21 protein-coding genes are annotated in these 25,940 nt (G+C 64.1%); 6 read left to right on the top strand and 15 right to left on the bottom strand.

What is annotated here, in order from left to right; translation table 11 throughout:
- Positions 1-159: 159 nt before the first annotated feature.
- Genes BLT98_RS17855 through BLT98_RS17840 form a run of 4 tightly spaced genes read right to left on the bottom strand, consistent with a single transcriptional unit; the run spans position 160 to position 5,268 of the window.
- Complete coding sequence (locus tag BLT98_RS17855; protein ID WP_092610080.1) at positions 160-1,737, bottom strand: FGGY-family carbohydrate kinase; 1,578 nt, start codon at positions 1,735-1,737, stop codon at positions 160-162.
- A 3-nt stretch (positions 1,738-1,740) separates the two neighbouring features.
- Positions 1,741-2,136 carry a hypothetical protein gene (locus tag BLT98_RS17850; protein ID WP_092610078.1) on the bottom strand — a complete coding sequence of 132 codons (396 nt, stop codon included), beginning with the start codon at positions 2,134-2,136 and terminating at the stop codon, positions 1,741-1,743.
- On the bottom strand, positions 2,093-3,661 hold the full coding sequence (locus BLT98_RS17845) for a glycerol-3-phosphate dehydrogenase/oxidase (protein ID WP_092610075.1): 1,569 nt from the start codon (positions 3,659-3,661) through the stop codon (positions 2,093-2,095). Before BLT98_RS17845 ends, BLT98_RS17850 begins: the two co-directional genes overlap by 44 nt.
- Positions 3,658-5,268, bottom strand: coding sequence for an FAD-binding oxidoreductase (locus BLT98_RS17840; protein ID WP_092611052.1), 1,611 nt, complete (start codon positions 5,266-5,268; stop codon positions 3,658-3,660). The genes BLT98_RS17845 and BLT98_RS17840 overlap by 4 nt, the downstream gene beginning before the upstream one ends.
- 139 nt (positions 5,269-5,407) lie before the next feature.
- Between BLT98_RS17840 and BLT98_RS17835 the strand changes: the two genes are divergently transcribed.
- The 3 genes from BLT98_RS17835 (at position 5,408) to BLT98_RS17825 (ending at position 8,267) form a co-directional block, all read left to right on the top strand.
- Positions 5,408-6,481, top strand: coding sequence for an AraC family transcriptional regulator (locus tag BLT98_RS17835; protein ID WP_092610072.1), 1,074 nt, complete (start codon positions 5,408-5,410; stop codon positions 6,479-6,481).
- Positions 6,482-6,573: 92 nt separating this feature from the next.
- Positions 6,574-7,356 (top strand): 3-hydroxybutyrate dehydrogenase, encoded by a 783-nt coding sequence (locus tag BLT98_RS17830; protein WP_034777971.1) that lies wholly within the window; start codon positions 6,574-6,576, stop codon positions 7,354-7,356.
- Between the two features lie 62 nt (positions 7,357-7,418).
- Positions 7,419-8,267, top strand: a complete 849-nt coding sequence (locus tag BLT98_RS17825) for a DUF2071 domain-containing protein (protein WP_092610068.1) — start codon at positions 7,419-7,421, stop codon at positions 8,265-8,267.
- Here the strand turns inward: BLT98_RS17825 and BLT98_RS17820 are convergent.
- The 3 genes from BLT98_RS17820 to BLT98_RS17810 all read right to left on the bottom strand — a co-directional run bounded on the left by BLT98_RS17820 (position 8,250) and on the right by BLT98_RS17810 (position 11,152).
- Complete coding sequence (locus BLT98_RS17820) at positions 8,250-9,890, bottom strand: methyl-accepting chemotaxis protein (protein WP_092610065.1); 1,641 nt, start codon at positions 9,888-9,890, stop codon at positions 8,250-8,252. The genes BLT98_RS17825 and BLT98_RS17820 overlap by 18 nt on opposite strands.
- Positions 9,891-10,128: 238 nt before the next feature.
- Positions 10,129-10,725 (bottom strand): hypothetical protein, encoded by a 597-nt coding sequence (locus tag BLT98_RS17815; protein ID WP_092610062.1) that lies wholly within the window; start codon positions 10,723-10,725, stop codon positions 10,129-10,131.
- A gap of 61 nt (positions 10,726-10,786) precedes the next feature.
- A complete protein-coding gene (locus tag BLT98_RS17810) occupies positions 10,787-11,152 on the bottom strand; it encodes a winged helix-turn-helix transcriptional regulator (protein ID WP_034777962.1) in 366 nt (121 codons plus the stop codon).
- Between the two features lie 114 nt (positions 11,153-11,266).
- Between BLT98_RS17810 and BLT98_RS17805 the strand changes: the two genes are divergently transcribed.
- Positions 11,267-11,974, top strand: a complete 708-nt coding sequence (locus BLT98_RS17805; RefSeq protein WP_092610059.1) for a glutathione S-transferase family protein — start codon at positions 11,267-11,269, stop codon at positions 11,972-11,974.
- 160 nt (positions 11,975-12,134) lie between these two features.
- Positions 12,135-14,177, top strand: coding sequence for a S9 family peptidase (locus tag BLT98_RS17800; RefSeq protein WP_170846449.1), 2,043 nt, complete (start codon positions 12,135-12,137; stop codon positions 14,175-14,177).
- Positions 14,178-14,351: 174 nt separating this feature from the next.
- Here the strand turns inward: BLT98_RS17800 and BLT98_RS17795 are convergent, their stop codons facing one another.
- The 8 genes from BLT98_RS17795 to BLT98_RS17760 all read right to left on the bottom strand — a co-directional run bounded on the left by BLT98_RS17795 (position 14,352) and on the right by BLT98_RS17760 (position 24,289).
- Positions 14,352-16,406, bottom strand: coding sequence for an esterase-like activity of phytase family protein (locus BLT98_RS17795; RefSeq protein ID WP_092610053.1), 2,055 nt, complete (start codon positions 16,404-16,406; stop codon positions 14,352-14,354).
- A 72-nt stretch (positions 16,407-16,478) separates the two neighbouring features.
- A complete protein-coding gene (locus BLT98_RS17790; RefSeq protein WP_052139843.1) occupies positions 16,479-17,405 on the bottom strand; it encodes a helix-turn-helix domain-containing protein in 927 nt (308 codons plus the stop codon).
- Positions 17,406-17,460: 55 nt separating this feature from the next.
- A complete protein-coding gene (locus tag BLT98_RS17785) occupies positions 17,461-18,378 on the bottom strand; it encodes a helix-turn-helix domain-containing protein (protein WP_070253872.1) in 918 nt (305 codons plus the stop codon).
- 15 nt (positions 18,379-18,393) lie between these two features.
- A complete protein-coding gene (locus BLT98_RS17780; RefSeq protein WP_092610050.1) occupies positions 18,394-19,881 on the bottom strand; it encodes a mannitol dehydrogenase family protein in 1,488 nt (495 codons plus the stop codon).
- Positions 19,881-20,930 carry an ABC transporter ATP-binding protein gene (locus BLT98_RS17775; protein WP_092610047.1) on the bottom strand — a complete coding sequence of 350 codons (1,050 nt, stop codon included), beginning with the start codon at positions 20,928-20,930 and terminating at the stop codon, positions 19,881-19,883. The genes BLT98_RS17780 and BLT98_RS17775 overlap by 1 nt, the downstream gene beginning before the upstream one ends.
- A 150-nt stretch (positions 20,931-21,080) precedes the next feature.
- A complete protein-coding gene (locus BLT98_RS17770) occupies positions 21,081-21,899 on the bottom strand; it encodes a carbohydrate ABC transporter permease (RefSeq protein ID WP_034777945.1) in 819 nt (272 codons plus the stop codon).
- A 10-nt stretch (positions 21,900-21,909) separates the two neighbouring features.
- Complete coding sequence (locus BLT98_RS17765) at positions 21,910-22,770, bottom strand: carbohydrate ABC transporter permease (protein WP_092610044.1); 861 nt, start codon at positions 22,768-22,770, stop codon at positions 21,910-21,912.
- A 214-nt stretch (positions 22,771-22,984) separates the two neighbouring features.
- Positions 22,985-24,289, bottom strand: a complete 1,305-nt coding sequence (locus BLT98_RS17760) for an ABC transporter substrate-binding protein (protein WP_034777941.1) — start codon at positions 24,287-24,289, stop codon at positions 22,985-22,987.
- Positions 24,290-24,598: 309 nt separating this feature from the next.
- On the opposite strand from BLT98_RS17760, the gene BLT98_RS17755 reads away from it, so the two are divergent.
- Complete coding sequence (locus BLT98_RS17755) at positions 24,599-25,867, top strand: maltoporin (RefSeq protein ID WP_092610041.1); 1,269 nt, start codon at positions 24,599-24,601, stop codon at positions 25,865-25,867.
- Positions 25,868-25,940 lie beyond the last annotated feature (73 nt).

Genomic DNA, 25,940 nt, shown 5'->3' with positions numbered 1-25,940 from the left:
GCGTTGAAGGAAGCGTTGCGGCGAAACTCTGCCCGCGCGGACACGCGGCCGGCGCATGGCCGGCGGCGCACTGCAGTCACCGGGATAAGTTGCCTTAGTGAAATGCGGAACACATCATATATTAAATGCGAATGATTCGCAATACGATTTAATGCGTAGTTATTCCGGATAGCCTGTGATGTCGGCGATCTCGCGGTACAGGGGCTGCAGCCGCGCATACATCTTGCGGTACACGCGCCGGTACAGCTGTTCGTAGATCTTGCGGTGCTCGGGATGCGGCTGGAATACCTTGCCCTTGCGCGTCATCGCCTGCACGGCGGCAGGAAAGTCCCCATGCCAGCCCAGGCCCACGGCGGCGGCGATGGCCGCGCCCAGGCCCGAACTTTCATACACGTGGGCGCGCGCGGCCGGCAAGCCGAAGATGTCGGCCGTCAGCTGCATGGCAGAGTCGCTTTGCGAACCGCCGCCCGCGATGCGCAGCTCCGTGATGGCGATGCCGCTGCGCTGCTCTATGCGCTCCTTGCCTTCGCGCAGCGCATACGCGAGGCCTTCGAGGATGGCGCGGTAGATGTGCGCGCGCGTGTGCACGTCGCCAAAACCGATCATGGCGCCCTTCGCTTCCGGCCCAGGCACCTTGATGCCGGGACTCCAGTACGGCTGCAGCATCAGGCCCATCGATCCGGGCGGCACGGCGTCAACCAGGCGGTCGAACAGCGCCTCGGCGGACAGGCCCGTGCCGTCTTCGGCGGCGGCCGCCCGCTCGCGGTCGCCGAACTGCTCCTTGAACCAGTTGACCATCCAGTAGCCGCGGAAGATCTGCACTTCCGTGCTGTAGGCGCCCGGCATGGCGGCCGGATACGGCGGAATGAAGCGCGTCACTTCCACGTACTTGCGGTTGGTGGTGTTGATCGTGGCCGTGGTGCCGTAGCTCAGGCACGCCACGTGGGGTTCGACGCAGCCGGCGCCCAGCACTTCGCACGCCTTGTCGGCGGCCGCCGCCAGCAGGGGCGTGCCTTCCGGGATGCCCGTCGCCGCGGCGGCGGATGCCGTGATGGCGCCCATGCGCGTGCCCGGCGTCACCAGCTCGGGCAGCATGGAGCGCTTGATCGCCAGCGCCTGCCACTTCCAGTCGAAGCGCCCGGCCCACGCATGGCGCTTGTAGTCGAACGGGATGTACGCCACTTGCGAGCCGGTCGAATCGATGTAGCGCCCGCAGAGGCGATGGTTCAAGAAGCCCGACAACAGCAGGAATTTGTGCGTGCGGCGCCAGATGTCGGGCTGGTGCGCGCTGATCCAGTTGATCTCGGCCTCGCGGCGGAAGTACGCGATCGTGCCATCGAGGCGCGTGGCGCGGAAGGCGGCGCGCCACCATGGCGCCAGTTGCGGGATGTCGCGCGTGCTGCGCTGGTCCAGCCAGGTGATGGCAGGCCGCAAAGGCTGCCCCTCCTCATCCACATTGACGACCGTGCCGCGCTGCGTGGTCACGGCCACGCCGGCCACCGAGGATCGATTGATGTCCGTGCCGCTCCACAACTGCTGGCATGCTTCGCACACGGCTTGCCAGTAGCCGTCGGCGTCATGCTCGGCCCAGCCCGGGTGGTCGGAATAGTACGCTTCCAGGAACACTTGCGCCTTGGCCGCCAGCTTGCCGTCCCGGTCGAACAGCAGCGCGCGCACGCTTTGCGTGCCATTGTCGATGGAGAGGATATACGGACCATCGTCCGTCAGGGAAGCCATGGCTTATGCCACGCTGGCCAGCGCGGCGCGCAACGCTTGCAGCAGCGCCTGCGGATCCTTGTCAGGCTGCGCGCTGAACACGGGCGCTTCCCAGTCCTGTCCCCGCACGGCCACCACGCGCAAGCGTCCCTGCTCGCTCCATGCCGGATACCAGCCCACGTCGACGATGTCGCCATTCGCGCACGTGATTTGCAGCAGGTCTTCGCCCAGGTCGTCGAGCAGGACGTCCACGGGCTGGCGCAAGTCCAGCGGCGACAGGCTGTCGTAGGTGATGCGGGCGTCGCCCAGCGCCAGGGGCTGGCCAAACAGGGTGGTCTCGATGATGTTCTCCTCTTTTATAGTTTTTATCGTTGCTTCATGCGCCTTGCGGCACGCTGTAATGGCGGCGCCACAGGGCAAGGTAACGCTGCCGCTCTTCCTCCCAGCGCGCGTCATCCCAGCCCAGTTCATGCTGGCAGATGGCACGCAGGCGCGGCATGATAGCAAGCGCGCCGCCTGCCAGCTGCAAACCGAGGCGCGTGCGCCGCAGCAGCAGGTCGTCCAGGTGCTGCACGTCTTCCATGCGCGCGCCCCAGCGCAGCTGCGCCCACAGGGTCTGCGTGCCGGGAATCGGCGCCAGTTCGCCGTCCTGCGCCGCATCGCACAGCGCCTGCGCGGCCGCGCCATGGCGGCCCAGCAGGCGCTCGCGCTGCTCGCCATCGAGCGCCAGGGCCTTGCCCGACAAGGGCGGCGTGGCGTCAAAAATCGGCAAGGGGCGCAAATCCGCCTGCCAGCCCGGCAGCAGCGGGGCCGCGCGGCGCAATGCGTCGAGGGCAATCACGCGGAACGTCGTCAGCTTGCCGCCCGCTACCGTCAGCAAGCCGTTTTCCAGCCATAGCGCATGTTCGCGCGCTTCCTTCGACGGGTCAAGCTGGCCGCTGCCGATCACGGGGCGCACGCCGGCAAACGTGGCCAGCACGTCGCCTTCGCCCAGCGCCAGCTGCGGGAACTGCCACTGCAATGCGGCCAGCAGATATGCGAGTTCGCCGCGCGTGATGGCCGGCTCCAGGTCCAGGCCGGCGCCATGGTCGACATCGGTGGTGCCCACCAGGGTCACACCCTCCCATGGATATGCAAAGACAGGGCGGCCATCGTGCGGATGCATCAGGCTGACGGCTTGCGCCAGCGGCAAACGCCACGCGGGCAGCAGCAGATGGCTGCCGCGCAGGGGCCGCAGTTTCGGCTTTTCTCCCACCTGGCCGCGCAAGGCGTCGGCCCAGGCGCCCGTGGCGCTGATCACCAGGCGCGCGCGCACGGTGGATACCGTGCCATCGAGCGCATCGTTCAACGTGGCGCCCACCACGCGCTCCGCTTCGCGCAACAGCGATGCCACGCCCAGGTAATTGACGGCCACGCCGCCATGGCGGCGCGCTTCCTGCAGCACGCGCAGCACCAGGCGCGCATCGTCCGTCTTGGCGTCCTGGTACAGCATGCCGCCCTGCAGGCCGTCGCGCCGGATGTGCGGCGCCAGCATGGCAAAGTCGGACGCATCGACATAGCGGCGCGCGCGCCGCCCCGCCATCACGTCATAGATGGCCAGGCCCAGCATGAACTGGCGCCGCCCCGGCTTCCTGCCAGTGTAGTCGCCAAAGGCAAAACCCTGCGGTTCGACCAGCCCCGCCGCATCCGTCAGCAAGGCTTGCCGCTCATGCACCGACTCGCGCGTCATCGCGAACTGGCCCTGCTTCAGGTAGCGCAAGCCGCCGTGCACCAGCTTCGACGAGCGGCTCGACGTGCCCCAGGCGAAATCGCGCTGTTCCACCAGCAACGCCGTCAAGCCGCGCCGCGCCGCTTCCAGCAAGATGCCGGCGCCCGTGATGCCGCCGCCGACGATCAAGATATCCCACTCGCGCGCCAGGATCCCAGGCAAATACCCCCTGTTCACGATGGGCCTCCGGCGTCAGGCAGCAGTTTGCCGGGGTTCATCATGCCCTGCGGGTCGAACTGGCGCAGCAGCGCGCGCATGGCGGCGATGCCCAGTTCCCCCTTTTCCGCCGCCAGCCAGGGCGCGTGGTCCGTGCCCACGCCATGCTGGTGGCTGATGGTGCCGCCGTTGGCGACGATGGCCGCGCTGGCCGCGTCTTTCAAGGTACGCCAGCGCGCCATGTTGTCTTCAAAGGTCGGCGCCAGCCGGTACACATACGTGGTGTAGACGCTGGCCCCCTGCGCATACACGTGCGACAAATGCGTGTAGGCGTGCACCTGCTCGCCATGCTGCGCCAGCGCATTGGCGCCCGCCTGCTCCAGCGCCGCCATCATAGCCGTGACGCGCGGCCAGTCGACGGCCGTTTCCACCGTATCGATGACATAGCCGTGTTCCCAGGCGCCGTTGCGCAGGTAGACGTTGCGAAAGCGCCCCTGCTTCCATTTGTCGCCCATGTGGCGTCCCACGTGCACGCCCTTGTGCCGCCGCGCCAGCGCCAGGGCGCCGCGCAGGGCCGCGCGCGCCGGTTTTTCTTCTCCGCTGACGCCCACCATCAGCATGCATTTTCCCTCGTCGCAGCCGCGCAGGGACAAATAGCGCTCCAATAGTCCCACCAGTTTCTTGTGCCCGGCCAGGGTCAGCATGGTTTGCGTTTCCAGCGCATTCGACAGGCGCAGCATGCACAGCGGAAGGCGCGACTGGGCCAGCGCCCGCACGGCCTCCTGCGCCTGGCCCCAGTCGGTGAAAAACACGGCGTGGAATGCTTCATAAGGGGGCAGCGGCGAGACGCGCACCGTCGCCTGCGTCACGATGCCCAGCCGGCCCTCGGAGCCGAGCACCATTTCGCGCAGGTCGATGCCGGCCGCCGAAGCGGGAAACGTGGGGATGCTCAGGGTACCTGCCGGCGTTTCCACTTCGCCGCCCGCGAACAGCTGCTCGATGCGGCCATAGCGCAAGGATTGCTGGCCCGACGAGCGCGTGGCGATCCAGCCGCCCAGGGTCGAATATTCGAACGACTGCGGATAGTGCCCCAGGGTGTAGCCGTGCGCGCGCAGCTGCGCTTCCAGGTCGGGGCCGTACACGCCCGCGCCGAACGTGGCCAGCTGCGCCTCGCGGTCCAGGTGGCCCAGCGCGCACAGGCGCGCGAGGCTGAGCGCCAGCACGGGGCGCGGCCCCGCCGCCACCGTCAAATGCCCGGCCACGCTGGTGCCGCCGCCGTGGGGAATCACGGCCACGCACGCCTGGCGCGCATACGCGAGCAGCTGGCGCACCTGCAGCGCGCTGTCGGGAAAGGCCACGCCATCGGGCACGGCGCCGATGCGGCCATGGCGTAATTTAAACCAGTCGGGCAGGCTTTGACCGAGCGCATGGCGCACGCGCGTGGCAGGCTGGGTGTCGATCAGCGGATGCGGCGCCAGGCGCGAAGCGGGCACTTGCGCACAGGCATCGTCGAAGGTGGCGTCGACAACGGCACTGCCCGGCCCCAGGCGCGCGCGCAAGAAAGCCAGCGCATCCTCGCTCAGCGCATACGTGATGCTCTCGTCTCCCCAGCCATTCCAGCGTTGCATCGACATCCCCTGTGTTCGGTCAGTTGCGCGCCACGGCGGCTTGCTATACTGTTCTTGCCTGATTTTCTTGCTAGATCAATAGCATATGCCGCCACAGACGAAGGGTATTGGTTTTTCATGACAATCGCATTGTTCCATCATGACAAGTACTGACGGCCGGGTCGCCGGCGCCTATCTGCAGCCGCTGCTCGAAGCGGCCGGCGCGCACGGCATCGCGCCTGCCAGCCTGGCGCAGGCGGCCGGCGTGGCGCCGCACAGCCTGGAAGCGTCCGCGCCCAGCCTCGCCGCGCGCGACTACGTGCGCCTGCTCGACGCGGGCGCGCAGCTGGCGGGCGATGCGCATTTCGGCCTGCACGTGGGACAGCGCGTACGCATGGGCACCTACAGCGCGTATGGCTTGATTTTGCTCAGTTGCAGCAACGTGGGCCAGGCGCTGGAACAGACGGCCCGCTATGAACGGCTGGCGCACGACCTGGGCCGCTCGACACTGCAGCGCGATGGCGCCGTCGCCCATTACCGCTGGACCAGCAACTATCCGGGCGCCAGCCGGCACCTGGTCGACAGCGTCTTTGCCGGCATCCGCGTCTGCGGCGACTGGCTGGCGGGCATGCCGCTGCCGCCGGCCCAACTGGCGTTCAGCCACGATGGCGGCGGCGACCTGCTGCGCCACGCGGCGCACCGCGACGAATACCTACGCGTGCTGGGCAGCCTGCCCGCCTTCAACGCCCCCGCCAACACGGCCACCTTCGATGCGCAATTGCTGGACTGGCCCGTGCCGAACGCCGACGTCAGCCTGTACCCCGTGCTGTGTCAGCATGCGGAACAATTGCTGGCGCAGCGCGAAGCTGAAACAGACACTGGCGGCGCCATCGACGCGCAAGTGCACGCGGCCATCGTGGCGGGTTTGCGCCAGGGTTCGGCGCGGCTGGCCGCCGTTGCCGCCGCCCTGGCTGTCACGCCGCGCACCTTGCAGCGCAAGCTGGCCGACGCGGGCACCAGCTTCCAGGCCCTGCTGGACCAGGCCAGGTACGGCCTGGCGCGCGACTACCTGCGCGAGCCGGATTTGTCGCTGGTCGACATCGCCTTCCTGCTCGGCTACCAGGAACAAAGCGCGTTCAATCACGCGTTTCGCACCTGGGCGGGCACCAATCCCGGCGCCTGGCGGCTACAGGAAATGCTTGACAAGCGGCTTGACAAGCAGCAAGTCCCTTAGGCGTGCGCGGAGCATGCGCGGCCCATTTTCTCGCTATACTGGCGCAGTCAGGTTTTCCACGATCACTCCAACCCGCAATGCAAAGGATTAATATGCAACTCAAAGACAAAGTCGCACTGATTACCGGCGCCGCCAGTGGTATCGGCAAGGAAATGGCCATCGAATACGCGAAACAAGGCGCCAAGGTCGTCATCGCCGACCTGGCCCTGGAAGCGGCCAGCAAGACGGCCGAGGAAATCAAGCAGTCGGGCGGCCAGGCGTTTGCCGTCGCCATGGATGTCTCCAGCGAAGAACAAGTCGACAAGGGCGTGGCGGATGCGGCGGCCCACTTCGGCGGCATCGATATCCTGATCAGCAATGCGGGCATCCAGATCATCAGCCCCGTCGTCGACTACCCGTTCGATCAATGGAAAAAGATGCTGGCCATTCACATGGACGGCGCCTTCCTCACCACGCGCGCCTGCATGCGCGAAATGATCAAGGCCGGCCGCGGCGGCGCCATCATCTACATGGGTTCCGTGCACTCGCACGAAGGCTCGCCATTCAAGAGCGCCTACGTGGCCGCCAAGCACGGCTTGCTGGGCCTGGCCAAGGTGGTGGCCAAGGAAGGTGCGAAAGACGGCATCCGCGCCAACGTCATCTGCCCCGGCTTCGTGCGCACGCCGCTGGTCGACAAGCAAATACCCGAACAGGCGGCCCAGCTCAACATCAGCGAAGAAGACGTGATCAAGAAAGTGATGCTGAAAGACACCATCGACGGCGAATTCACCACGACGCAGGACGTGGCGCAAACGGCCGTGTTCCTGGCAGCGTTCCCGTCGAACGCTTTGAGCGGCCAGTCAATAGTAGTGAGTCACGGCTGGCATATGCAATAAACAGGTAATGTATCCGGCAGGCGGCGCCGTCCGCCTGCATCACCGCATCTGAAAGTTCCCAATTGCAAGACAACACTTACCGCCACCCGCGCGCGGGCTGGCCGGGGCGCCTGTTTGCCGCGCTCGCCAATTCCACTCGTTTCGCCAACCTGCGCCAGGCCGTCATGTCGCGCCTGCCCTTCCTGACCCTGCACAGCGACGTGCGCGACGTCGTCTACGTGAGCTGGCTGGTCAACGCCGCTGCCGCGCAGCAACTGCTGCCCGCCGGCGCGACCTTGTGGCAGCGCGACGGCAAGACGCCATTTACCGTGCTGACCTACCGTCACGGGCATTTCGGTCCAGCCCTGCCGGGTCCGCTGCGCAAGCTGCTGCCATCGCCCCTGCAAAGCAACTGGCGCCTGTACCTGGACCACACGCCGCCAGGCGCGCCGGCCGTGCCCTGCGTGTACTTTTTGAAAAACATCATGGACAGCTTGCCGCATGCGCTGGGCACGCGGCTGTTCAGCGACATCCTGCCGACCCACCTGGCCGACGGCATGACGCTGGAAGTCACGCCCACGCAAGCCCGCTGCAGCATTGCAGGCGGCGCCGGCAGCGCGCCATCGCTGGACGTGCAGGCGGACATCGTGACCGACCATACCCTCGATGCCGACTGGCAGGCGCTGTTCGGCAACTGGCGCGACGCCGTCGCCTTCCTCGCTTGCCAGGATGCGGCCATTGCGCACGTGCCGCGCAACGGCAAGCTGGTCTTCGGCGAAATCGACTTGCCCGTTGATGTGGATCAAGTGCAAGCGCTGACGGCCTTGCGCGCCGACTGCGGCTTGCTGGGGCAGTTGCCACCCGTCTCGAAGCCGTTCGCCTTTCTCGTCCCCAAGGTTCCCTTCAAGGCGCTGTCAGAGCGGCTGCTGTAGCGCGGTGGCGGCGCGGCGCTCCGGCGCCCGCACGGGCGTAGCCGGGCCGCCGCGCCGCCGTTCCAGCTTGAACAGGGCCATCGCCTGCTCCAGCTGCAAGGTCTGGTCTTGCAGCGAGGCCGAGGCGGCCGCCGATTCCTCGACCAGCGCCGCGTTCTGCTGCGTCACTTCATCCATCTGCGTGACGGCCATGTTGACCTGGCCGATGCCGTGGCTTTGCTCGCGCGAAGCCGAGGCGATCTCTTCCATGATGCCATGCACGCCCTGCACGGCGCCCAGCATTTCGGCGCTGCTGGCGCCCGCCTGCTGCGCCAGCTTAGCGCCCGCCTGCACCTGCGCCAGCGACGCCGTGATCAATTGCTTGATTTCCGTCGCCGCCGCCGCGCTGCGGTGCGCCAGGCTGCGCACTTCGCCCGCCACCACGGCAAAGCCGCGCCCCTGGTCGCCCGCGCGCGCCGCTTCCACGGCCGCGTTCAGAGCCAGGATATTCGTCTGGAAGGCGATGCCTTCGATGATGCCCGTGATGTCGCCGATCTTCTTCGATGAGGCGTCGATGTCCGCCATCATGTTGACCATCTGGCCGACGATCTCGCCGCCGCGCCCTGCCAGGCCGTGGACCTTGCCCGCCATGTCGCTGGCCTGCACGGCGTTGCCGCTGTTTTGCTGCACCGTGGCCGCCAGCTGCTCCATGCTCGACGCCGTCTGCTGCAGGGCCGACGCCTGCGCTTCCGTGCGGCCCGACAAGTCCATATTGCCGGCGGCGATTTCCTGGCTGGCCATACTGATGCGCAAGAAATTGCCGCGCACGTCGCCAACGATGGAATGCAGGTTCACGCGCAACTGGCGCAGCGAGCGCAGCAACTGCCCCATTTCGTCGCGCCGCGTGGTATCGAGCTCGCCCGTCAGATCGCCGCCCGCCATCACGTCGCAGGCCTGGCGCGCCCGCTGCAAGGGTTGCAGCACGGCACGGTGCAAGCTGTGCCAGAAATACAAGGTCGCGCACAGGGCCACCACGGACAGGCCCGTCAGCCAGCCGGCCGCGCCGGCCGACAACGCCCCCGCATTCCACGCCAGCTGCAGCAGCAATACCAGGCTCAGCAAGCCCAAATTCCAGCCGATGCGCTTGCCCAGCGGCAGGTCGCGCAGGCTCGCCAGCCTGGCCAGCCAGCCAGTCCGCACTGCAGCGCCCTGGCTGATGACGATGCCATCGGCCTGCCCCGCCTTGATGCGCGCGTACAGGGCGGATGCCTGCGCCACCTGCTGGCGCGTAGGCTTGGTGCGCACGGACATGTAGCCGACGGCCACGCCGTCTTCCACCACCGGCGTCACGTTCGCCAGCACCCAGTAGTAATCGCCATTCTTGCAACGATTTTTCACCATGCCGCTCCACGAGCGGCCCGAGCGGATGGTGGCCCAGAAATCGGCGAACGCTTCGACCGGCATGTCCGGATGGCGCAGGATGTTTTGCGGCGCGCCGATCAATTCTTCCGCACTGTAGCCGCTGACGGCGATGAAATACGGGTTCGCATACGTGATATTGCCTTGCAAGTCGGTAGTCGAGACGATGGTCTCGGTATCGCTCAGGTTGATCTCGGTATCACTGACGGGAAGATTGAGTCGCATGGTCGGATCCTTGGCTGTAGCCCGTGCAGGCACGGGGGAAAGGGCAAATGCAGGACGGCAGAAAGCCGGCGGCAGTCTGCACCGATACATTAATTTTAATATTTAATTATTAATTTAAATGGGCAATTTTTACTGGCGAAATTGCCTTGCGAATCTGTAAAGATTGCAGGTGGCGGCGTAGCCGCAGGGGAATGGGGAGAGATACCGGAACAAGGCGATTGTCCCGGCGGCGTAGCGTTTAGCGTGGCACGTAACGCCAGTTGCCGTTTTCCAGCATGAACGTCAGTTCCGTCTTGATGCCTTCCGGACGGCTCGGCACGCTCAATTCCGTATCGCATACGAGATAGCCCGTCTTGCGCTTGACGTCGCACTCATTGACGGCCTTGACCTGCATGGTCGTCTGCGCTTCCTGCATCTGCACATCCTTGGCCGCTTCCGGATTGCGCGCCACTTCATCCTTGGCCCAGCTTCGGATCATGGCTTGCGCCTCGGCCGGCGACGGTCCCGCGAACTTGGCGTCCTTGCGCTCGACGCCCACCCAGCTACCGTTCTCGTTACGCAGCGGCAGCACCATGAAAGCATCGCGCATGCCGGCGCTCATGGCGACCAGGCACACCACTTCGCCCGGCACTTCCTGCGAATCCTGGCAGCCGGTCAAGCTGGTGACCTTGACGGCGATCGGTACCGGCACAGTCGTTTGCATTTTGGCTTGGCTCTTGGCCACGCCCGCCTGCACGGCGGCGTGGATTTGTTCGAGCGTCGGCATGGTGGCCGCCTGGGCCGGCATGGCGGCAAACAAGGCGGCGGCGGTCAGGGCGAGGGAAGTCAGGCGCATGGGTATCGAGAGTAGTGATCAAAGGCCGGCAGTCTAGCACTTTGCATCAAATCAGCTGTTTCTATAGGGAATTATCCACGGCATCGGGTGCGAGAAAGGCCCCACCCGCGTCCGCCTGTCCGCGCAGCCGCAAGCCAATGGTTCGCAGCATCTCGACCAGCTCGCGCAAGCGCAGACCCTCGTCCGTCAGTTGGTACTCGACCTTCACGGGTACTTCCGCGTAGATCGTGCGCGTCAGCAAGCCCGCCTCTTCCAGCGCGCGCAAGTCCAGGGTCAGCATGCGCTGCGAGATATTCGGCACGGCGCGGCGAATTTCGCTGAAGCGCTTCGGCCCCGCCATCAGATAGCTGAGCAGCACCACTCGCCAGCGCCCGCCCAGCAATCGCATGGCTTCTTCCACGGCGCAGCCGGAGACATTGTCTTTCATAGTTGGCTTCGTACCTGGTATAAAAAATGTACCTATACCACATTATTCTGCCTTCTTCCAAATAGTAACCATCACGATTAGACTCCCCTTCTTTCCTCTCACCGGAGCTCCAGCATGGAAACCACCCTGATCTACAGCGTGCCGTTCGGCTGCTCGTTTGCCGCCATCACCGCCCTCGAATGGAGCGGCTTGCCCTATCGCCTGGCCCGCGTGGAAGCGCGCGATCCGGCCAGCAAGCAGCATCCGGCCTTTCTCGCCATCAATCCGCTGGGCCAGACGCCGGCCCTGCTCACGCACGCGGGCGCGCCGCTGCTGGAAAGCATGGCGATTCTGCTGCACCTTGCCGCCCGCGCACCCGCCAGCGGTCTGGGCTTTGCCCAAGGCACGCCGCAATACGACCGCCTGAACAGCGTGCTGTCCTTTTTGCACACGACCTTCCACGCGGCCTTCATGCCGGCCTTCCAGGCATCGCGCGCGGCACCGGACGATGCGCGCGCAGCCGTGTGGCGCGAAATGGCCGTCGACAAGGTCAACAAAAGCCTGGCGCACCTGGAGCGCCTGCTCGCCGGCCGCGCCTGGCTGGCCTCGGACACGGCACCGACCATCGCCGACGCTTACCTGGCCGCTACTGCGCGCTGGGCCGAACCGCTGCAACTGGCCAGCCTGGCCCATTATCCGCACGTGGCGCGCCTGCTGGCCGCGCTGGAACAGGACCCCGGCATCCGCTTTGCCCACGCCATCGAGGCGGGCTTGCCGGCCGCCAGCCAGGGCGGCTTCCTGGGCCATGTGGCGCTCGACCAACTGGCACTGCCGGCCGGCTAACCGGCGGTCAACTCCCGCAGCAAGCGCGTCTTTATTGCTATGATGTCGGGCTGCCGGCGGTACAGCCGGCCACGTCAATACCATATCGATAACGTCGTCATAAGAATCGGGAGTTTGAATGAGTTTACGTCTGCTGCTCTTGGGAGCATTCAGTGCCGCCATGGCCACCACCGCAGCCATCCCTGCGCTGGCCGCGCCGCGCGGTTTCACCGTGGAAGACATGGTGGCCATGGAACGTGTGGGCAGCCCCGTGCTGTCGCCGGACGCCACGCGCGTCGTCTACACGGTGCGCACCACCAACCTGGACAAGAACCGCGGCAACACGCAGCTGTGGATGATCGACCTGCGCGCGCCGAACGCCGCGCCGCGCCAACTCACGCGTGGCGATGCCAGCGCCAGCGACCCGCAATGGTCGCCGAACGGCGACGCCATCTACTTCCTGTCCGGCCGCTCCGGCTCCTCGCAAGTGTGGCAACTGCCCCTCACCGGCGGCGAAGCGGCCAGGGTCACCGACCTGGCGCTGGATGTCGACACCTACCGTTTGTCGCCGCAGGGCAACCGCCTGGCCTTCAGCATGGGCGTCTTCCTCGATTGCGCGGACATCGCCTGCACGAAGAAGCGCCTCGATGAAAAAGCGAAAAACAAGGCGACCGGCATGGTCTACGACCAGATGTTCGTGCGCCACTGGGATACCTGGGCCGATGGCCGCCGCAATGTGCTGTACTCGGCGCCGATCGACGCCACCGGCAAGGTCAGCGCCACGCCCGTGAGCCTGAGCGGCACCCTCGATGGCGACGCCCCATCGAAACCGTTCGGCGACAATGGCGAATACCATTTCAGCCCGGACGGCAAGACGGTGGCCTTCTCCGTGCGCGTGGCCGGCCGCACGGAATCGTGGTCGACCAACTTCGACGTCTACACGATTCCTGCCGCCGGCGGCCAGGCGCCACGCAATCTCACCGCCGACAACCCGGCCTGGGATGCCAAAGCCACCTGGTCGCCCGATGGCCGCACCCTGGCCTATGTCGCCATGACCAAGCCTGGCTTCGAAGCGGACCGTTTCCACCTGGTGCTGATGGATGTCGCCACCGGCAAGAAGCGCACCGTGGCCGACGACTGGGACCGTTCCGTGGCCGACTTCCGCTGGACGCCTGACAGCAAGGCTTTCCTCGTCGCCGCCGATGACGTGGGCCAGCACCGCCTGTTCCACATCGACGCGGCCAGCGGCAAGGTCGCTGCGCTGACGGGCAAGGGCGCCGTGGGCGACTTCGACGTGCGCGGCAATACCATCGTGCTGGCGCAAGCGAATCTGGCCTCGGGCGCGCAGCTGTATACGCGCAAGCTCGACGCCAAGTCGGAAAACGCGCCGATGGTCCAGCTGACGAAGCAGAATGCGGCAGCCCTGGCCGACGTGCGCTTCGGCGAATATGAGCAGTTCTCGTTCGCGGGCGCGAATGGCGAAACCGTCTACGGCCACGTGATGAAGCCATGGAATGCCAAGGCCGGTGAAAAGTATCCGGTCGCTTTCCTCGTCCACGGCGGCCCGCAAGGCAGCTTTGGCAACAGCTGGAGCTACCGCTGGAATCCGCAAGTGTATGCGGGCGCCGGCTACGCCACCGTCTTCATCGACTTCCACGGTTCGACCGGCTATGGCCAGAAGTTCACGGATTCCATCAGCGGCGACTGGGGCGGCAAGCCGCTGGTCGACCTGCAGAAGGGCCTGGAAGCGGCCACCAAGAAATTCCCATGGCTGGACCGCGAACGCAGCTGCGCGCTGGGCGCGTCGTACGGCGGCTACATGATGAACTGGATCGCCGGTAACTGGCCGGACGGCTTCAAATGCCTGGTCAACCACGACGGCGTGTTCGACAACCGCGGCATGGCTTACGCAACGGAAGAACTGTGGTTCACGGAATGGGAAAACGGCGGCCCGTACTACGATGCGCCAGCCAAGCACGAGCAGTTCAATCCCGTCAACTTCGTGAAGAACTGGAAGACGCCGATGCTGGTGGTCCAGGGCGACCTGGATTTCCGCATCCCCACGGCGCAAGGCCTGGGCACCTTCACGGCACTGCAGCGCCAGGGCATCCCGAGCAAGCTGCTGGTCTTCCCGGACGAGAACCACTGGGTGCTGAAACCGGCGAACTCGCTGCTGTGGCATCACACGGTGCTGGACTGGCTCAATACCTACACCAAGAAGTAATCGGATGAATGTCGGATTACGGCCTTTGGCCTCGGCGGCCCCGCCTAATCCGACCTACGTTCGCTCTTCATAACAAAAAAGCCGCACGGTGCATCCCGGCACCGCGCGGCTTTTTCCATGCATAGGTCGGATTAGCGGCACGCGCGCCGCGTAATCCGACACATCCACCATCGTTCAATACGCAGTGAGCGCCTTGGCAAACTTCACGATCCACAAGCGGCTTGGGCGTTCGCGGTCGTCGCCGCGCGCCACGCGGATGGTGTTGGCGGCATTGCAGCCGGCGGCGGCGCTGGTGACGATAGTACCGCTGGCATCGACCGTGCACTTGGTCACGTCGGCATCCGCCACTTCCACGCCGTTCGCGTCAAAGATCTTCGTCTTCAGGCCGAAGTCATTGTCGTTGGCCAGCGCGATGGTGGAGTCGTCGATCAGGGTCAGGCCTTCCGCCTTTTCCGCCGCCCAGCCGATGGCATTCAAGTCCAGCAGCAGGGTTTTCTTCAGCGGCGTGACGGCGGCCCAGTCGGCGCCGTTGACGGCCGCGCCTCCCATGCTGCTCTTTTCCAGGTCCGAGGTCGTCGCGTTGAAGGCGGCGGAGGAAATGTCCGTGGCGCCCTTCAATTCGACCAGCATCAGTTTATTGAACACCTTGCCCGACGGCGCGGCGCCCTGCTCGATGACGAGGAACTTGCCGCCGCCCAGCGCCACCATGTCGCCCAGCTTGGCGTTGCCCGTGCGGCCATCCTGGTAGTCGGCCGCATTCAGCGGATAGGCGAACATCTTGCCGCTGGTGCCCGTCACCGGGTCGAATTCGATCCAGCGCGTGAAGCGGGCGAAGCGCTCGACCTGCTCATTCTTCTTCGTCACCGTGTATGGCGCCGTGCCGTCGGACAGGGGGCTTTGCAGGAAGGCGTACAGCTTGTCGTTGCTCGTATCTAAGGTCATGCCCTCCATGCCGCGGTTCGCGCGGCGCTTGGCGAACAGGGTTGGCAAGCCCTTGCCCGGTTCGTACTTGGCCTGGATGATGCCCGTGGCCGCATCGATCTTGATGATGAAGGGGCCGTATTCGTCCGAGACCCACAGCGCATTGCGCTTCGCATCGACGACGATGGCTTCCGAATCGAGGCCGCCCGCATTGAAGACAGCCTTGCCCGCCGCATCGAACTTCATCGCATCCATGACGGGAATCTCGGCCGAATTGCCGACCGCGCCCACAGGCACGGGCAAGCCCGAGCTGTTGACGGTGGCCGACACCTTGATCGGCGTGCTCGACGCCAGCACGGCGCCGTTCTTGCCCACCGTGAGTACCCCGAACGAAGGCGTGAAGCTGGGCGACGGGAAGATTTTGCTGCCGATGGTGCCCTTGCCAGATGGATCGGGCACCAGCGGGCCGTCGCCGTTCGGGCCGCGGTCCGTCAAGCCATAGAATTCCAGGTCGCCGGCCGCATTCTTGCCCTTGTAGGCCAGGCCAGAGCCGTACGACGGCAGGAAGCCGTTCGGGAATTCGCCCTTGATCTTGGCGTTCGCGCCTTCGTACGGCACGTAGAATTTATCGGCCGCCTGGATCTGGTAGCGCGTCACGGTGACTTTCACTTCGCCGACCGGATTGGCTTGCGTCAGCGTCTCGTTGACGGGCGCGCCCGCTTTCGAGGCCAGGGTGTCTTCGAAATGCTCGCGCACGAGGGCGCGGCGCTCCGCATCGACCGTGCGGCCAGCGAATTTCCCGCCCACCGCTGCCAGATGCGCGGCCAGCGCCGTGTTGAAAACAGCCGGGGCGGCGGCAAAGTCCAGCGTCTTGCCGGCCAGCGCCGCCTTCACTTCGGCCGTCAGCTTGATGCCGTTCGACGGATCGCTGTCGTCATCGAGCAATTGCAGCGCCAGCAGGCGGTTGACGACCTTGTCGTCCGCCACGTTGGTGCTGGCGGCCAGCGCCAGCGGCGTGACGACGACGCCGCATGGCGCCGAGCCCAGGGCCAGGCCGCCCACGCTGAAGGCCACCGTATCGCCCGGGTTGCACATGAATTCTCCCTTCGCATTGGTGCTGGCCTTGGCCGCGCTACCCGCCACGTAATCGAGTCCTTCCACCGCGCCATCGAGGAACACGCCCGTCTGCGCCACGGGCTTGGAAGGCTCCGCCGGCGGATTGTCGCTGCCGCCGCAAGCGGCCAGGGTCAGGCCGGCGGCGATGGCCAACAGGGTCAGTTTCGGGATCGACGTTACAGCAGTATTCATGCATTCCTCGGCTAAGGTGGGTGGGATAGCCGTGGAGCATAACCAGTCAAAATGACAAGCCCGTGACAGCCATCAGGCCTGTGGCATATCCGCCACGGGCCCGCCGATGCCGCCAAAGCGGCCATCTGCCTGGCGCCGGAATTCCTTGGGCGTGACGCCCTTCACCTGCAAGAAGCGGCGGTTGAAATTGGCCACGTTCTGGAAACCCACGTCGTAACAGACGTTCGACACATAGTGATCCGTATCCATCAGCAACTGGCACGCCTTGTTGATGCGCAGGCGGCTGATGAAATCCGTGAAGCTGTTACCCGTCGCCTTGCGGAAGAAGCGCGAGAACTTACTCAGCGACATGCCCACCTGATCGGCCAGCATTTCCGCCGAAATCGGCTCGCGGTAATTGTCCGTGATGTAGTTGAGGACGGAGTTGACCTTGGCCAGGGTGGCGTCATCGTCGTACGAGCGCAAGGAGGCGGTCGACAGCAAACGGTAATTGGCCGTGCGCGCCAGCTTGCTCATCAGCTGGACGAATTCGGCGAAGCGTTCGGCGCCATGCGTGGCGCGGATGCGCGCCAGGTGCTGCTCGGCCTCGTGGCCCATGTCGAAAAACTCCACGCCATAGCTGGAGCGCTCGAGCAGCGGCAGCAGTTCGCGCAGTTCGGGGATGACGCGCGCGGCACCGGCCAGCGGCGCATGGGCAAATTGCACGATCATGTCGCGCAAGGCCACGCCGCCTTCGGGCATCACGTTGGAAATCCAGTTGTGCGGCAATCGCGGGCCCGTCAGCACCAGGTGGCCAGGCGAGAATTCGCCGATATAGTCGCCCACGAACAATCGTCCGCTGGTGGCGACGATCAGGTGCAGTTCATATTCCTCGTGACAGTGCCAGCGCACGCGCGAACTGGGATAGCCGTGTTCCAGGTAATTGATGATGCCATCGTAGCTTTCCCGTTCCAGCTCGGGCGCCTTGCGCTCGCTGTCCTTCTGCCATAAGTGTTCCATGCTTGTCTCTCCCAGGCTGTCCCCGCCTGTGCCATCCAATGTACCTCAAAAAGCCTCAGGCGCCAAAACGGCCCAGCGCCTGCTGGCGAAACTCCTTCGGCGTCATGCCCTTCAATTCCAGGAAGCGCCGGTTGAAATTGGCCACGTTATTGAATCCCGCCTCGTAGCAGATGTTGCTGACATAGCGCTCCGTCTCCATCAGCAGCTGGCACGCCTTGTTGATGCGCAGGCGGTTGACGAAGTCCGTGAAGCTGTTGCCCGTGGCGCTGCGAAAAAAACGCGAAAAGGTCCGCTCGGGCATGTCCACCTGCTCGGCCAGCTGTTTCAGCGAAAACTGGCTGCTGTAATTGTGCACGATGAAGTTGATGGCCGAACTGATGCGCGCCAGGGCCACGTCGTCGTCGCTCGACTGCATCGGCACCGTCGACAGCAGCTGGTAATCGCTGGTCTGCGCCAGTTCGCCCAGCAAGGTCAGGAACTCGATGAAGCGCGGCAGGCCATTGCTGTCGCGGATGCGCTGGAAACGCCGCAGCGACTGTTCGCTGACGCCAAAAAATTCCACGCCGTGCAAGGCGCGCTGCAGCAGCGGAAAAATATCCTTCAATTCGGGAATGGCGGTGGCCATCGACGCCAGCGGCGCATGCGAAAACTGGACCACCATGTCGCGCAAGGCCACGCCTTCCGGCGGCGTGTCGAGCGAGACCCAGTTGTGCGGCACGCGCGGTCCCGTCAGCACCAGGTGGCCGGGCGTGAACTGGCCGATGTAGTCGCCGACAAAGACCTTGCCGCTGCTTTCGACGATCAGGTGCAGTTCATACTCGTCGTGGTAATGCCAGCGCACCAGCGAATTCGGAAAGCCGTGCTCCAGGTAGCGGATGAAGCCAAAACTGCCTTTCGGCTCGAAGCCTGGCGTGGCGTCGCGCTGCTGTTCCAGCTCCATCTGCGGCAGTGAGGCATCGGCTTTGCGTGGCATGGCGCGCCCTCCCCTTCAGGCGACGATCTGTTCCAGCGCCGCGCGCGCACCCAGCCCATACAGGCTGGCCAGCGACTGCCCCACCGCCTGCGTAAAGGCTGGTGTGTCGCTCAACTCGCCGAACAGCTCGCGCAGCGACAGCAAGGCCGTCGCGTCCGCCCCGCCCTGCAGCGCCAGTGCGCGCAGGCGCGCCGCATACGGGTCGTTCAAGGGCATCTCGCGCCCCTGCTCGTCGTGGCCTTCCAGGTAGCGGAACCAGCACGCCACGGTAAACGCCAGCAGCTTGATGGCGCCGTCACGGGCCAGTGCTTCGCGCACGGATGGCAGCACGAATTTCGGGATGCGCGCCGAACCTTCCGTGCCGATGCGCGCCAGCTGGTCGCGCACGGCCGGATTCGAAAAGCGCTCGATCAGGGTGGCCTTGTACCGCTCCAGGTCGATGCCTTCCACTACATCCAGCAAGGGCGTCACTTCCTCATCCATCATGCGGCGCACGAGCAGGCGGACGCCAGGATCGTTCATCGCTTCGTGCGCAAACTTGTAACCTAGCTGCATGCCGATGTAGCACAGGGCCTGGTGGCTGGCATTCAAGAGGCGCAGCTTCATCTTTTCATATGGCAGCACGTCGTGCGTCATCTGCGCGCCCACCAGCTCCCAGGCCGGCCGCCCCTGCGGGAAGTCGTCTTCGATGACCCACTGGCGGAACGGCTCGCACACGACGGGCCAGGCGTCGATGATGCCAAAGCTGTCGCGCACCAGCGCCCGGTGTTCATCGGTGGTGGCCGGGGTGATGCGGTCGACCATGCTGTTGGGGAAGCTGCCATGCATGGCCAGCCAGCGCGCCAGCTCCCCGTCGCGCAGGGAGACAAAGGCCAGCAACATCTTGCGCATCACGTCGCCATTGTTTTGCAGGTTATCGCAGGACATGATGGTAAACGGCGCCAGGCCCCGCTGGCGCCGTACGGCCAGCGCCGCCGCCAGGTAGCCGAACGAGCAGCGCGGCGCCTGCGGGTGCGCCAGTTCATACACGATATCGGCATGACCGGCGTCGAATTCGCCCGTGCCCTGGTTCACATAGTAACCACCCTCGGTGATGGTCAGCGCGACGATGCGCGTGCCAGGGTCGGCCAGCTTTTCCAGTACGGCTTGCGGCTCGTCGGGCGCATACAGGTATTCGCCGATGCAGCCGATGATGCGCGCGCTGTCGCCGGCCGCGCTGCGCTCGACCACCGTGTACAAGCCATCCTGCGCCCGCATGGCGTCGCGCATGGCCGCGTCATGCGCCAGCAAGCCCACGCCGCAATAGCCCCACTGCGCGTGCTGCTGGCCCTGGCCCTGCAGTCCGAGTAAATCATCGAGGTACACGGCCTGGTGGGCGCGGAAAAAGCCGCCCACGCCGATATGCACGATGCTGGGCACGAGCGCGCCGCGCGCATACGCGGGCACGGCTGCGTCCACCGGCAGCTTGGCCAGGTTCGCCTGGTTCAATGCGATGGCGTCCATTACAGCGCTCCTTTCGCCGCCGCGTAGGTCTTGCCGGCGCGGTCAAAATAATGGACGAAGCCCGGCTCGAACGTCAAATGCGTCTGCTGGCCCGGCTGCAGGCTGCTGCGCTCCGCCCCGCGCGACACCACCTGCACATTGTTCGGCAAGCGCACATAGGTCAGGGTTTCCACGCCCAAGGACTCCACCAGGTCGACCGTGACGGGCACGCTGCCCGGCTGCGCCACGCCCAGGTGCACGTGTTCGGGACGGATGCCGACGAAGCCGTCCGCCTGCGCCGCGCTGCCCGCCTGCGCCAGCAGCTGCGGCGCCGCGTCAGCGGGCACCACGTTCATGCTGGGCGTGCCGATGAATTGCGCGACAAAGCGGTTGGCGGGACGGTCATACAGTTCCAATGGCGAGCCATGCTGCTCGATCTGGCCGTCGCGCAGCACCACCACGCGGTCCGCCAGGGTCATCGCCTCCACCTGGTCATGGGTCACATAAATCGTGGTGGCGCCCAGTTCGCGGTGCAGCTTGGCGATCTCGATGCGCGTCTGCACGCGCAGGGCCGCATCGAGGTTCGACAGCGGTTCGTCGAACAGGAACACTTTCGGGTCGCGCACGATGGCGCGGCCGATGGCCACGCGCTGGCGCTGCCCGCCAGACAATTCTTTGGGCGTGCGTTCCAGGTAACGCCCAAGGTCGAGGATGGCGGCCGCCTTGTCGACTTTTTCGCGGATGATGGCCGGATCGACGCCGGCCAGTTTCAGCGCGAACGACATGTTTTGGAATACCGTCATGTGCGGATACAGCGCATACGACTGGAACACCATCGCCAGGTCGCGCTTGGACGATGGCAGCGCCGTGATGTCGCGCCCGTCGAGCGACAGCTTGCCGCCGTCGATCGGTTCCAGGCCCGCGATCAGGCGCAGCAAGGTGGATTTTCCGCAACCCGACGGACCCACGAAGACGACGAATTCACCCTGCCGGATCTCCAGGTCGATGCCCTTGATGGCGCGGTGCTCGCCAAAGAATTTTTCGATATTGCTCAGTTGAAGGTAAGCCATGATGTGTGTCTCTATTCTGATTTATTTTCGATGCTTTCAGAAACCGTAGCGAGCGGTTCAAGTTCGGTTTGAGTAGCGGAGCTGTGCGGATGCACAGTGAGCAACGAAGAGCCGAAATTGGGCCGCGCAGTAGGTTTATGGAGGCATCATTTATTTGACTGCGCCAAAGGTCATACCCTGGACCAGTTGTTTTTGGCAGAACCAGCCCAGCGCCATGATGGGCGCGATGGCCATCAGCGAAGCGGCCGACAATTTCGCCCAGAACAAGCCTTCCGGGCTGGAATACGAGGCGATGAGCCAGGCCAGCGTGCCCGCGTTGGAGGCGCCCAGGTTCAGCGACCAGAACGATTCATTCCACGACCACACCATGCACACGAGCGCCGTGGAAGCGATGCCGCCCACGGACAGGGGCAGCACGACGTGGCGGAATTCGTCCCACACGGTGGCGCCATCCATGCGCGACGCCTCCAGAATTTCGCGCGGCAGCTCCTTCATGCTCGTGTACAGCAGCCAGATCATGATGGGCAGGTTCATCAGCATGAACATGATGGTCAGGCCGATGCGCGTGTCGAGCAGGCCGAAGTACTGATAGCAGATATAGATCGGCATCAGGGCGCCCACGCCGGGCATGTAGCGCGAGCTGAGCATGAATTTCAGCAAGCCGATGGTGCCGCCCGTGGGAAAGAAGGCCATCGAATAGGCGGCCGGGATGGCGATCAACAGGCCGATGGCCGTCGAGAGCACGCTGGTAAACAGCGAGTTCCACGCGTAGCCGAAGTAATTGTCGCGTGCCAGCACTTCGCGGAAGCTGTCGAGCGTGGGCGTGAAAAACAGCAGCGGCGGCGTGGAAATGGCTTGTCCTTCCGTCTTGAAGGCCATCAGGCCCAGCCAGAAAATGGGAAAGAACAGCAGCAGCGCGAACAGCCAGGCGGCGGCCGTGCGGCCATATAGATTGAGTTTGCTATGCATCAAGGTCTCCTTATTTCGACAGATTCTTGCCGATGACGCGCATCAGGAAGAAGGCGGCGATGTTGGCGATGAGCACGGCGAACAGGGCACCGGCCGAGGCCGCTCCCACGTCATAGGACAGCAGTGCCTGCTGGTAAATCATGAAGGTGATGGTGGTCGTGTCGAAGCCGGGACCGCCGCCCGTGGTGGTAAAGATTTCCGCAAAGATCGACAGCAAAAAGATCATCTCGATCATCAGCACCACCGAGACGGCGCGGCCCAGGTGGGGAATATAGAGGTAGCGCAGCTGCTGCAGATAGGTGGCGCCATCCATGCGCGCCGCTTCCAGCTGTTCCCGGTCCATCGACTGCAGGGCCGTCATGAAGATCAGGCAGGCGAACGGCAGCCATTGCCACGAGACCATCATGATGATGGAAAGCAGGGGATGGGCCGACAGCCAGTCGACGGGCGTGGCGCCAAAGAAAATGCTGATTTGCGCGAACAGGCCGTAGATCGGATTGAGCAGCATGTTCTTCCACATCAGGGCATTCACGGCCGGCATGATGAGAAACGGCGAAATCAGGAGCACGCGCACGATGGCGCGTCCCGGGAACGCTTCATTGATCAGCAGCCCTAGTGCCGTGCCCAGCACCACCGTGACCAGCATGACGGAAAACAGCAGGGTAAACGTGTTCTGCAATGCCGGCAGGAACGAGGCATCCGTAAAGAAAAAGTGGAAATTGGCCAGGCCATGGAAAGGATGGCCGCTCGGATCGAGCATGGAATAGCGCACGAACGAGTAATACAGGGTGATCAGCAGCGGGATCACGGAAATGACGGAGACGGCGACCACGGCCGGCGTCAGCAAAGTCCGGGGGATAATGCGTTTCATAGGATTTCTCTTGGGACGTGAGGTGAGTGATCTAGCGCAATAGCAAGGCCAGTCACATCACCTGTGTTACAAACCAAACAGCACAGCAAAGATGCCTGACAAAACCGTAGCGAGCGGCAGTGATTTGTGGCCGAGAAGCGCAGCCGTACTTTAGTACGGTGAGCATCGCCGGCCGCAAAGCGCGACGCGCAGTAGGTTTGGTCAGGCTATCCTCTTACTTGTAATAGCCGCCTTTGCGCATCTCGCGTTCAGCCGTCTGCTGCGACAATTCCAGCGCCTGGTCCACCGTCACCTTGCCCAGCAGCGCTGCCGCCATCTGCTGGCCGGCGGCCACGCCGATCACCTGGAACTCGGGAATCGAGGCAAATTGCACGCCCACGTAAGGCGACGGCGGCAAGGTGCTTTGCACGGCGCGCGTGGTGGCCAGGGCCTTGCCTTCGGCGGCGGCAAATTTCGCCACTTTCTGGAACTCGGGGCTGGCATAGGTCGACTTGCGCGTGCCGGTCGGCACGTTGGCCCAGCTCGTTTCCTTGGCTACCAGTTTCACGTAGTCGGGCGACGTGGCCCAGTTGATGAAGCGCTGTGCTTCATTCGGGTGCTTGGAACTCGCGGGGATGGCGAGCGACCAGATCCACAGCCAGTTCGCGCCCCGCTCCGTCACGCCGATAGGCGACTGGGCAAACGCCACCTTGTCGGCCACCTTGCTTTGCTTGGGGTCCGTGATGAAGGAGGCGGCAATCGTCGCATCGATCCAGATGCCGCACTTGCCCTGGTTAAACAGCGCCAGGTTTTCATTGAAGCTGTTGGCGGCCGCGCCCGGCGGGCCGTATTTCTTCATCAGGTCGACATACATGGTGACCGCGTCCTTCCATGGCTTGCTGGTAAATTGCGGCTTCCATTTCATGTCGAACAGCTGGCCGCCATAGGAATTGGCCATGGTGGTGATGAGTGCCATGTTGTCGCCCCAGCCCGGCTTGCCGCGCAGGCAGATGCCGTACACGCCGTTGGCCGGATCGTGCAGCTTGGCCGCCACGTCGCGCAGCTGGTTCCAGGACGGACGATCCTCGATCGTCACGCCTGCCTTTTTGACCAGGTCGCTGCGGTACATGATCATCGAGCTTTCGCCATAGAACGGCGACGCATACAGCTTGCCGTCGCCGGAGAGCCCTTCGCGGATGGCCGGCAGCAAGTCGTCGATATCGTATTTGGCGTCCGGCTTGATGGGGATCAGCCAGTTTTTCTTGCCCCAGATGGGCGTTTCATACAGGCCGATGGTCATCACGTCGAACTGGCCGCCCTTGGTGGCGATATCGGTGGTCATGCGCTGGCGCAAGACGCCCTCTTCCAGGGTCACCCATTTGAGCTTGATGTCAGGATTGGCTTGCTCGAAGAACTTGCTGAGCTTTTGCATTTCGATCATGTGGCCGTTGTTGACAGTCGCGATGACCAGGTCGGTGGCGGCAAAAGCGGACGAGCTGAGGCAGCCGGCGAACAGCGCGGCGATGGCGTAACGTTTCATTGTATGTCTCCAGTGTTTTTGTCGTTGGCAATGCTCAGGTACTTGGCACCACGACCACAATGTAGCACCGGACTTTGATACTTTCTGATACTCCAAAACCGCAATTCGATACTCTTTTGCAAGCCCGCTATGCGCAAGAGTATCGATATGTAGCAAAAACAACACTCTGAAAGAAAGTATCAGCACTTGCACGTTTTGTATCAGGGTGGTTAAAAAAGCGCTGCTAGACTTGGTTTTCGGCATTAGACCGCGTGCGGTGGTCGCCTTCATGGGCGCCACCGCTACCACTTACATTCTTCTGGAGACCGCATGAACCGTACTGCATTGAAAACTTTACCTGCCCTGATCCTGGCCATCGCCAGCGCTTCCGCCATGGCCGACCCCATGTACCCAAGCGACGCCGAAGGCTTCCATGGCTACCTGCGCGCTGGCGCCGGCAGCAATACGTCGGGCGACGGCGGTTCGCAAGGCTGCTTCGGCCTGGGTGGCAATACCATGAAATATCGTCTGGGCAATGAGTGCGACGCCTACACGGAATTCGGCTACACCAAGTCTGTTGCCAAGTCCGGCGGCGTGAACTACCTGGCCACCATCTGGGTCAACGCCTACGCGCCAAACTCGGATTTCGGCGATAACAAACTGGGCATCGTCAAGGCCTATGTCGAAGCGCAGGGACTCGATTTCCTGAACGGCGGCACGGCCTGGATCGGTAAACGCTTCTACTACCGTCCTGACATCCACATGCTGGATCTGCAATACATCAACATGAACGGCACGGGTGCCGGCCTGGACCGCATTCCTGCGGGGCCGGGTAAATTCTCGTATGCCTTCTTCAAGGACAACGACATCAACACCGTATCGCCGACCGGCGTCGTCAGCACCAAGTCTGCCGTGCGCCAGAACTTCATCTACGGCGAAATTCCCGTCAATGAAAACGGCACGCTGGACCTGGCCGCGACCTACATCATCGGTGAAGGCAAGGACAACGATGCGAATGGCCAGAAGCACAATGGCTGGCAGTTGTCGGCATTCCACCGTCAAGGTAAAGTCTTCGGCGGCGGCAATACCTTCGGCGTGCAGTACGGCGTCGGTCCCGGCACGGGCAAGGGCGCGCAGTTCGGCGCCTCGGGCGACACCGGTTTCGGTTCGGACGTGAAACGCACGCGCATCTTCAATGACATGGCGATCCAGCCGATGGCCAACTTCGGCATGGAATTCGTCGCCCTGTGGCAAAAAGACGAGTCGAACGCCAACGGTTCCTCGACCTGGACCTCGGTCGGCGTGCGCCCTGTGTACGCGTTCACCGACAACTTCAAGCTGGTGGGCGAACTGGGCACGGACCGCGTGACGCAAGCGGGCGGCCTGCCGGCCAAGCGCCTGACCAAGCTGACCATCGCACCGACGATCTCGGCCGGTCCTGGCCTGTGGTCGCGTCCTGAACTGCGCGCTTTCGTGACGTACGGCAAATGGAACGATGCGGCCACCGCCTCGGTCAACGCGTCGAACAACGGCGGCCCGATCTATAACAACAATACCAGCGGTACTTCCTATGGTTTCCAGGTAGAGACGTGGTTTTAAGCCAGCTTAACTAACGCCAGAAACTAAAAAAGGGCGGAACCGCGGTTCCGCCCTTCCCTGTTTACCCTACCGC

Origin of the sequence: Janthinobacterium sp. YR213 (genome assembly GCF_900099875.1) — a bacterium.
Taxonomy (GTDB): Bacteria; Pseudomonadota; Gammaproteobacteria; order Burkholderiales; family Burkholderiaceae_D; genus Janthinobacterium; species Janthinobacterium lividum.
Note: the sequence above shows the minus strand (reverse complement) of the source record. Positions and strands in the feature narration are given on the sequence as shown.